The sequence below is a fragment of the uncultured Desulfovibrio sp. genome (genome assembly GCF_944324525.1).
Classification (GTDB): domain Bacteria; phylum Desulfobacterota; class Desulfovibrionia; order Desulfovibrionales; family Desulfovibrionaceae; genus Desulfovibrio.
Genome location: NZ_CALUWS010000070.1, coordinates 1 through 9,690 on the forward strand (window position 1 = coordinate 1; position 9,690 = coordinate 9,690).

Annotated in this window: 4 protein-coding genes; 3 read left to right on the plus strand and 1 reads right to left on the minus strand. The window is 64.6% G+C overall.

Features of this window, described 5'->3' with window-relative positions; all coding sequences use genetic code 11:
- Window positions 1-308: 308 nt before the first annotated feature.
- The 3 genes from Q0K12_RS11820 to Q0K12_RS11830 all read left to right on the plus strand — a co-directional run bounded on the left by Q0K12_RS11820 (window position 309) and on the right by Q0K12_RS11830 (window position 7,483).
- Window positions 309-1,736 (plus strand): MATE family efflux transporter, encoded by a 1,428-nt coding sequence (locus Q0K12_RS11820; protein ID WP_297263175.1) that lies wholly within the window; start codon window positions 309-311, stop codon window positions 1,734-1,736.
- 515 nt (window positions 1,737-2,251) lie between these two features.
- Window positions 2,252-2,950 (plus strand): CerR family C-terminal domain-containing protein, encoded by a 699-nt coding sequence (locus Q0K12_RS11825; protein ID WP_297263176.1) that lies wholly within the window; start codon window positions 2,252-2,254, stop codon window positions 2,948-2,950.
- Between the two features lie 78 nt (window positions 2,951-3,028).
- Window positions 3,029-7,483, plus strand: coding sequence for an acyl-CoA dehydratase activase-related protein (locus Q0K12_RS11830; RefSeq protein ID WP_297263177.1), 4,455 nt, complete (start codon window positions 3,029-3,031; stop codon window positions 7,481-7,483).
- 487 nt (window positions 7,484-7,970) lie between these two features.
- Here Q0K12_RS11830 and Q0K12_RS11835 read toward each other — a convergent pair whose 3' ends face one another.
- Window positions 7,971-9,440 (minus strand): histidine kinase, encoded by a 1,470-nt coding sequence (locus Q0K12_RS11835; RefSeq protein ID WP_297263178.1) that lies wholly within the window; start codon window positions 9,438-9,440, stop codon window positions 7,971-7,973.
- Window positions 9,441-9,690: the final 250 nt, after the last annotated feature.

Consider the following 9,690-nt stretch of genomic DNA (forward strand, 5'->3'; position numbering starts at 1 on the left):
TCGGTCGCCGCCGGCGCGGGAGGGGTTCCCCTTCCCCCCAAGCCCCCCATCCCTTCCCCAGCGCGCTTTTACCGGGGGAAGAGTCAGGGGCACGAAGCAACCCCGCCGCAAAGGCAAGCGAAGCGTGTACGGCGGATATGGACTATATGTTGAAATTATAATTAGTGTTGACAGGCCTTGAAGCATTTTTCGTTTGAAACGTTTTGCGTTTCAAACCAGGCGGCCTCGCGTTTTACCTTTTTCAAAGGCAAAACGCTCTACCCGGCGGGGCGTATCCCCACAAGCATCTTCCCGACAGGATAGACTCTATGTTTCAGGATATTTTTTCGCCCGCCGAGGCGCGGCGTTTCGTCTCGCTTGGGCTGCCCGTCCTTATTGCCCAGACCACGCAAATGGGCATGAACTTTGTGGATACCGCCATGACCGGCCAGTACGGCACCACGGACATGGCCGCCGTGGCCGTGGCCGGTTCCATCTGGGCCCCGGTCTCTCTGCTGGGCGTGGGCTGCCTGCTGGCGCTCTCGCCCATGACCGCCCATCTTGTGGGGGCGGGCAAGCGGGATGAGGCCGCCCAGCTGCTGCGGCAAGGCATCTGGCTGACGCTCTTCCTCTGCCTTCTGCTCATGAGCGTCTTTTCCGTCCTCTCTTACCATCTGGACATCTTCGGTCTGGACGGCCGTCTGGCGGAGATCGCGGGCGGCTACCTGCGGGCCATGCTCTGGGGCCTGCCCGGCCTCATGCTCTTCATCAATGTCCGCAGCTTTCTGGAAGGTTTTTCACGGACCCGCCCGGCCATGATCGTAGGCATCCTGGGCCTGGCGCTCAACGTGCCGGTCAACTACGTCTTCATCTACGGCAAGCTCGGCCTGCCCCAGCTGGGCGGCGTGGGTTGCGGCGTGGCCACGGCCATCTGTTTCTGGTTCATGGCCCTCTGCATGCTCTTCTATGTGCGTCGCGACAGCCAGTACCGCCATCTGCGCCCGCTCTTCCTGCCCATGCTCCGGCCCGGCCTCGCCCATGACGCGAACGGCAAGCCCTTCCCCCGTCTGGACGGCGCTCTTGTGTTGCGCATCCTGCGTATCGGTCTGCCGGGCGCGCTGGCCGTCTGCTTCGAGGTCTCGCTCTTTGCTCTGACGGCCATCCTCCTGGCCCCTCTGGGGGAGATCGTGGTCAGCGGTCATCAGATCGCCATGAACTACTCAGCCATGATCTTCATGCTGCCCCTCTCGCTCAACATCACGGCCACCATCCGTGTGGGGCACTTCCTCGGCGCGGGGCGCATCTGGCGGGCCCGTGTGGCCGCTCGCACGGCGCTTTGCCTCGGCATGAGCTGTTCGCTGCTCGCCGCCGCCTGCACCCTGTTGTTCCGTGAACAGATCATCGCCATCTATATCGATGACGCGCAGGTGGCGGCCCTGACCATGCATCTCCTGCTTTTCACGGCGGCCTATCAGTTCGTGGACGCCGTGCAGACCATCAGCATCGGCATCCTGCGCGGCTACAACGATACGCGCATCATCTCCATCGTCTGTCTGGTATCCTACTGGGGCATAGGCCTGCCCGTGGGCTACATGCTGGCTCGTACCGACTGGCTGACCGCCGCCCCCCTGGGGGCGCAAGGCTTCTGGACAGCCTACCTGCTCGCCCTCGGCTTCAGCGCCCTGTGCTACAGCCTGCGCCTGCGCTACCTGCACCGCCTCGACCCCGAGACCATCGCCCGCAAGATCCATAGGTAACCGGCAGACGGGGGAGGGTTTGTATGCGGGGGGAAGGAAGGGGGCTTTTTTGCAAAAAAGCCCCCTTCCTTCCCCCCGCGCCCCCCATCCATCCCGCAAAAAATCTTGCCGGGGAGGATGACGGGGTGACGTTCCCCGGCAGGCCGTCCCCCGCCCGCCAGTCCCCCGGCGGCATGGCAAAAAAGCAGGGGAGAGGGCCGAAGCCGCCAGCCCGCGAACGGATCAAAAAAAGAAAAGCAGCTACCCTCCGGGGACCAGCGGGCAGGGGATGCCTTGCTGAAGGACAACTTCCTGTCATCCACCCTGACAAGAGTTTTTGAAGGGGAAAGGGGGGGCGGGGGAAAGGGGGGACTTTTTGCAAAAAGTCCCCCCTTTCCCCCGCAAGAAAATAAAATCACCCTTTGCAACAAAAAGAAATATTTGTTTTGTTGAAATTCAAATTTGAATTAGATAGATTGAACCTTGTTGCCGTGAGGGAGCGGCGGAAATTTTTGGGTTTTCGGAGTGAGAAGAGGATGGCCAGCAAGCACACGGTTTCCCCGGCGGGAGAAGGGGGAGCGGGGGGGCGCGGCGCGCGCGTGGACGGCGAGCAGACGCGTGCCCGCATCATTGAAACGGCCGGGCAGCTCATGGCGGAAAACGGCTTTGCGCAGACGACGTCGAAACGCATCTGCGAGACGGCCAACATCAACATGGCGGCCATCAACTATCATTTCGGCAGCCGTGAGGGGTTGTATCTGGCGGTCCTGGAGGATATGCACAACCGCATCATCGACCGGGAGTTCCTGGATAATCTTGCCGGGGAGGCCATCCCCGCGCGGGAGAAGATGCAGCGCATCGTGACGGCGCTCATGGCCGGACTGGCCGCGCCGCAGCAGTGGCACATACGCGCCTGGGCGCGCGAGATCGTGGCGCCGTCCGTGTATTTTCAGGAAGTGATGCGCCGGGTGGTGGCGGCCAAGTTCCGCATCATCAAGGGGATCATCAGCGATATGACGGGCATACCGCAGGATGCGCCGGAGCTGGAATGCTGCCTGGTGAGCGCGCTGGGGCCCTTTGTGCTGCTGCTGGTGGCGGACAGGCGTTTTTCCTCGGTGCTGGTGCCGCTGCTGTGCCAGGCGCCCCGGGTACAGACGCACATGGGGGACATGGCCATGTGCGTACTGGATGCGGCCGCACGCCGCTGGCGGCAGCGGCAGGCGTGCGCCTGCTGAACCGGTTGCGTGGAGATTTTTTTACGACGCACGCCCGCAAGGGCGAAATGGCCGCCGCGGCGGCAAGGATTGGCGGAGATGGACGATTCCGTGCTCTATCTGGGACTGGATGCCGGTTCCACTACGGTCAAGCTGGCGCTGGTGGATGCGGCGGGCGATCTGCTGGAGGCGCGCTACCAGCGGCATGGCGCGGCGGTACGCGCGACCCTTTGCACCCTGCTGGACGAGCTGGCGGCCAAATATCCCGGTCTGCAGGTGCGGGCCGCCATCACGGGTTCGGCCGCGCTCAAGCTGGCGCAGGCGCTGGAACTGCCCTTCGTGCAGGAAGTGCTGGCCACGTCGCGGGCCATATCGGTGCTGGCGCCGCAGACGGACGTGGCGGTGGAGCTGGGCGGCGAGGACGCCAAAATCCTGTACTTCTCCGACGGCTCGGACAACCTGCGCATGAACGAGGCCTGCGCCGGGGGGACAGGGGCCTTCATCGATCAGATGGCCGTGCTGCTGCATACGGATGCGCCGGGCCTCAATGAACTGGCGCTGAAGCATACGACCATCTATCCCATTGCCTCGCGCTGCGGGGTGTTCGCCAAGACGGACGTGGTGCCTCTGCTCAATGAAGGGGCGGCACGCGAGGATCTGGCGGCCTCCATCTTCCAGGCCGTGGTGGAACAGACCATCGGCGGGCTGGCCTGCGGACATCCCATACGGGGCAGAGTGGCTTTTCTGGGCGGGCCGCTGCATTTCCTTTCCGCCCTGCGGCAGCGATTCATCGAGACGCTGCAGCTGAAGCCGGAAGAGGTCATGGACGTACCGGACGCGCAATATATCGTTGCGCGCGGTACGGCACTGAGCCTTATGGCGCTGCCGGGGCAGCCGCGGCCCGTGCAGTCCGCGCCGCTGCGGGTGGAAGAGCTGGCCGAGCGCGCCCGCACGCGGGCGCTGGACGGCGAGCGCACGGCCACGCTGGCGCCGCTTTTTGAAAGCGAGGAGGAATACGAGGCCTTTCGGCAGCGTCATGCGGCCGGAGCGGTGAGCCGCCGTCCGCTGGACGAGGCGCGGGGCCCGCTCTATCTGGGGGTCGATCTGGGCTCCACCACGGTCAAGGCCGTGCTGACCGACCGGGAAGGCGCGGTCATCACCACCTGGTATCGCCGCAATCAGGGGGATCCGCTGGCCGAGCTCCTGCCGTATGTGGCCGATCTGGCGGACTCTCTGCCGGAAGGGGCCTGGATCGAGGACAGCGCCTGCACCGGTTACGGCGCGTCCTTTGCACAGGCGGCGCTGGGATCGTCGCTGACGGAAGTGGAGACCGTCGCCCACCTCAAGGCCGCCTGCCGCCTCGTGCCGCAGACGACCTACGTCATCGACATCGGCGGGCAGGACATGAAGTGCCTCAAGGCCAGGGACGGTTGCATCGCGGGCGTGACCCTCAATGAAGCCTGTTCGGCCGGATGCGGGGCCTTTCTGGAGACGTTCGCCCAGAGCCTCAATCTGAGCATGGAGGAATTCGTGCGGGCGGCGCTCTTTGCCCGGCATCCGGTGGATCTGGGGTCGCGCTGCACGGTCTTCATGAATTCCAAGGTCAAGCAGGCCCAGAAGGAAGGGGCGGAGATCGGGGACATCGCGGCGGGTCTGTGCTATTCCGTGATACGCAATGCCCTGTACAAGGTGCTGCGGCTGCGCAGCCCCGACGAGCTGGGCGACAGGGTGCTGGTGCAGGGCGGTTCCTTCATGAACGACGCCCTGCTGCGGGTCATGGAGCGGCTGCTGCAGCGGGAGGTGTTCCGTCCCGACATCGCCGGGCTCATGGGGGCATACGGCGCGGCCCTGCTGGCGGCCCGCCGGCCGGTGACCGAAGGCAGCCGCCATCCGCTGGAATCCGCGACGCTGCGGGCCCTGCGCATCGAGACGAAGCATCTGCGCTGTAAGGGCTGCGGCAACCATTGCCGGCTGACGCTGAACCGCTTTTCCAACGGACGGCGTTTCGTGGCGGGCAACCGCTGCGAGCGGGGCGCGGGCCAGCTTGGCGCGGCCCACGAGGACGCGCAGCCCATGCCCAATATCTACGCCTGGAAAAACCGGCGACTGTTCGATTATACGCCGCTGGCCGAGGCGGACGCGCCGCGCGGCGTCATCGGCATCCCGCGGGTGCTCAACATTTTCGAGCATTATCCGTTCTGGTTCACTTTTTTCACCAAGCTGGGCTTCCGGGTCATCCTGTCGCCGGAATCGGGCAAGGAGGTTTTCGATCTCGGTCTGTCCTCCATGCCGTCGCAGACGGTCTGCTATCCGGCCAAGCTGGCGCACGGGCATGTGACGGCCCTGCTGCAGCAGGGGGTGAAGCGTATCTTCTTCCCCTGCCTGCCGCGCGAGCGCGGCGACGCCATCACCAAGGCCAACGGCTACAACTGTCCGGTGGTCTCCGGCTATCCCGAGGTCATCCGCCTTAACATCGACGAGGTGCGGCAGCAGGGGGTCCGGCTGCACACGCCTTTCGTCTCCCTGCAGAGCCTGGATGCGCTGGTGGATCGCATGCATGAGGAATTCGGCCTTCCCCGTGGCGAGTTGCGCGAGGCGGGCCGGGCGGCCCTGCGGGAATTCGAGAACTACCGCGCCGAATTGCGCGCCGAGGGGGAACGGGTGCTGGAGCAGGTGCGGCGGAGCAACGGCCTGGGCATCGTGCTCTGCGGGCGGCCCTACCATGTGGACCCGGCCGTGCATCACGGCCTGCCGGAGTATATCGCCTCGCTGGGCGCGGCGGTGCTCAGCGAGGACAGCGTGGCGCATCTGGGGCGGCTGGACGACAGCCTGCGGGTGCTTGACCAGTGGAGCTATCATTCCCGTCTGTACCGGGCCAGCATGCTGGTCTGCGATACGCCGGAGCTGGAAAGCGTGCAACTGACCTCCTTCGGTTGCGGGCTGGACGCCATCACCAGCGACCAGGTGGCCGAGCTGCTCCAGCGGGCCGGCAAGCTGCACACGCTCATCAAGATCGACGAAGGCTCATCGCTGGGGGCCGCGCGTATCCGCATCCGCTCGCTGCTGGCGGCGGTGCGCGAGCGGCGGGAGGCGGCCGTGCGCCGCACGGAGCGGCAGCGGCCGGAGCCGCGTCCGGTCTTTACCAAGGCCATGCGCGAGACGCACACCATCCTTGCGCCCCAGATGGCCCCCCTGCATTTCGACATCCTCAAGAGCGCCATCAACCATTCCGGCTATCATCTGGAGGTGCTGCCGTCGGTCAGTCCGCACGCCATCGAGCTGGGGCTGACCTATGTGCACAATGACGCCTGCTATCCGGCCATCGTGGTCATCGGGCAGCTGCTGGACGCCCTCAAGAACGGCCAGTGCGACCCGAAGCGCACGGCGCTCATGCTGGCGCAGACCTGCGGCCCCTGCCGGGCCAGCAATTATCCGGCCCTGCTGCGCAAGGCATTGCAGGAAGCCGGTTTCGGACAGGTGCCCGTGCTCACCATGACCAGTGGCGACGTCAACCGGCATCCCGGCTTCAGCATCTCGGCCAAGCTCTTCCACCGCATGATCCTGGGCTGCCTGTACGGCGACATGCTGCAGCGCGTCAGCATGTCCTGCCGCTGCAACGAGCTGCACGAGGGCGATACCGACGAGCTGCTGCACGGCTGGCTGCGGCGGGCCCGTTCCAGCTCGGTCTGGGGCGACAGCGCGGTCTTTCGGGAGCATATGCACGAGATCGTGCGGGACTTCTCCCGCATCCGGCTGGACGATGTGCCGCGTCCCAAGGTCGGCATCGTGGGCGAGATCCTGCTCAAGTATCATCCTGACGCCAACAATCAGGTGGCGCAGCATATCCGCGAGGAGGGCGGCGAGCCCGTCCTGACGGATCTCATGGACTTTTTCCTCTACTGTTCCATGGACCCGGTGTACTCGTGGAAGCGGCTGGGCGGACGCGTCCTGCCGGCCCTGACCAGCTGGTTCTTCATCCGGCGGGTGGAGTCCCTGCGCAAGGCCATGCGGCAGGCCCTCAAGGGGAGCCGCTTCCTGCCGGTGTCGCGCATCGGGGATCTGGCAAGCAGCGTGCGCGGCATCATCTCGCGCGGCAACCAGGCGGGCGAGGGCTGGCTGTTGACGGCGGAGATGCTGGAGCTCATCGATCACGGCGTCAACAACGTGCTCTGTCTCCAGCCTTTCGGCTGCCTGCCCAACCACATCACGGGGAAGGGCGTCATGAAGGAGCTCAAGCGCCTGCGTCCGCACGCCAACCTCATGGCCGTGGACTACGATCCCGGCAGCAGCGAGGCCAACCAGCTCAACCGCATCAAGCTGTTCATGTCCGTGGCGCATACGGGCCTCGAACAGCAGGGGGAGGCGTCATGCCCGGAAACGCCGTGCCCGGGCGCGAAGCCCGCGGAACAGCGGGAGACCGGCCGTGATGCGTCCGCGCAGCGGCGCTGCGGGGGAGAGACCCTTTCGCCGGTGCGGGCCGCCGAAAATCTGGCCTGCCGGGCTTGCAGCCTGGCCAAGGGCTTGCAGGAGCCGGGCCACGGCGTGCAGAGCTGACCGACGCTGTGCCGTCGCCTCGCGTTTCACCTTTTTCAAAGATGAAACGCTTGAGAGCAATTCCACATTGAAAATGTGGATCGCTCCGGTAGTCGCGAGAGCGACTACCCGCAACCGAACACACGGAAAAACCACGCTTTTTCCGTAGTGTGAGGGCAGCGTCAGCGGGGAAGTTGGACACAAGTTCAATGCGAATCCGCTCTCGGTTCAGGACTCATTATTCGGCAATATGTCCTGATGGGGATATTTCTATAACACGTTGTAAATAAATACTTATTTCTACCGCCTGAGGTCTTTCGTTTCCAATTGCTCTTGCCCGAGCAGCGGGTTTTGGGGAAGATGGGGTTTCTTCCCCCTCAAAAAAGCGTAATGAGTCCTGAGCCTAGATGCGGACGAACGCAAAAAGCCCTTCGACGGCCATGACTGGCGGCAGCGAAGGGCTTTTTTTAAATCGTTTCGTCACGAAAAACGGCAAAACGCGGCGCGTTCACTTGCGTTCGTGCTTCTTTCGTCGGGCCAGTTTCCAGGTGCATTTGATGACGGAGCAGAGCTCATTGACGCCGGGCAGGCGCTTGAAGAGCGTGCTGCTGGCATCTTCTTCGGAAAGGGGGGCAAGATAGGGCGACGCCGTCGCGGGCGGCAGCGAGGGGATTGCGGCGGGCAATGCCCCGCGGACGGCAGGCGCTTCCGCATCGGGGGGGAGGCTGGACGGTCTTTCCGCCTCGTCGGCGGCACCGTTCCTGCGTGAGGGAGGCGGGAGCGGCGTTTCCGCCGGGGCCTCGAAGGGGGCCGCCACGGGCTGCTCGGAAAGAGGGCCGTCCGCACTGGCGGCCGCGGCCTCATTTTCACGCGCTCGGGCGCGCATCTCACGGGCAATGAGGCGCTGGCGCTCCTGCGCGTTCTGTTTTTGCCGTTCGGCCTGCTGTTTCTGCAGATCTTCCATGCGGCAGCGGATGGCCTGGGTCAGGTCGCCGGCCTGCTGGCCCAGCTCGCCGTTCAGATGCTGGCGGAGCTGATCGAACATGGCCTGCGGCTGTCCGGAGGCCATGCAGATCTGGGCCAGACGCGTGCCGACCAGCTGCGGCGGCGTCAGATCGATACCGGCCGCCAGCGCCCGGGCCGCGTCGGCATAGCGGTTTTCGCGCATGAGGCGCTGCGCCGCGGTAAGGAAGGGGCTCTTGGCCTGAGGATCTTCCAGCAGCAGACGTACGAAGACCGTGCGCGCATTGTGCCAGCGCTTGGCCAGCGCAAAGGTGAGGGCCGCCTGCTCAAGGCAGCGGCGGCAGCGCACGAGATCCCCCTTGCCCCGCCAGGCCACGGCCATGCCAAGCAGCGCCTCGCCACGGATCTGCGCGCCCTGCAGGCTGCGCTGAAAGGCGCTGAGCGCCGCGTTCCAGCGCTTTTCCTCCAGACAGCGCATACCGACATAAAAGTAGTCATCCGGGGTGCGAACGGGTTTAAGCAGGACGCCGTAGGTGGCGAGGGCGTCATCAAAGGCCTGCTGATCGGCGTTTTCCTTGCCTCTGTCCAGCTGGGTCATGCGCTGGTCATAGGCCATGAGCGCCTGCAGGTTTTTGCGCAGGGCGTCCACGGAAAAGGGGCGTCCCATGAGGGCGCTGGCGCCGCAGCCCAGAGCGCGGAGCTGGGCCTCCTCGTCGTCGTTGGGCAAAAGCAGCAGTATGGGCGTGCCCAGCAGCCGGGGATGCAGACGCAGCAGGGCGCAGAACTGTTCGCCGTCGATATCGTCCAGCTTGTGCTGGCAGACGATGATGTCGGGATCGAGCGCAGGTTTGTCCGGCTCCAGCCCGGCCATGATGCGCGCGGCGTCAAGGCCGGACGTCATGGTGCGGATCTGGGTCGCCCCCGCATCGCGCAGGGCGCGCTTGTCCACCGCGGCAGCCTGTTCGCTCTTGCACAACAGGAGGACGGAAGGCTGTCTGGTCGGTACTACGCTCATGGATGCCTCATCACAGAAAAAAGGAGCGACACTATGCCGCTCCGCACAAGTATACGAGGGGAAGGGGTGGACTGCAAGTGCGCCGCCGCAAGACGCCGGGATGCCTCGGAAAGGCGGCGCTGTGCCGCCGCCTCGCGCTTTATCTTTTTCAAAGATAAAATGCTCTAAAAATACTCTAGGGTCAGGACTCATTAAAGGTAAAAAATGACAATGGCAGCAATATGGATTGCCGAAAGGAATGTATGGGCAC

Coding starts and splice junctions, on each gene's coding strand:
- Q0K12_RS11825 (WP_297263176.1), top strand. CDS start 2,252: ATGGCCAGCAAGCACACGGTTTCCCCGGCGGGAGAAGGGGGAGCGGGG.
- Q0K12_RS11820 (WP_297263175.1), top strand. CDS start 309: ATGTTTCAGGATATTTTTTCGCCCGCCGAGGCGCGGCGTTTCGTCTCG.
- Q0K12_RS11835 (WP_297263178.1), bottom strand. CDS start 9,440: ATGAGCGTAGTACCGACCAGACAGCCTTCCGTCCTCCTGTTGTGCAAG.
- Q0K12_RS11830 (WP_297263177.1), top strand. CDS start 3,029: ATGGACGATTCCGTGCTCTATCTGGGACTGGATGCCGGTTCCACTACG.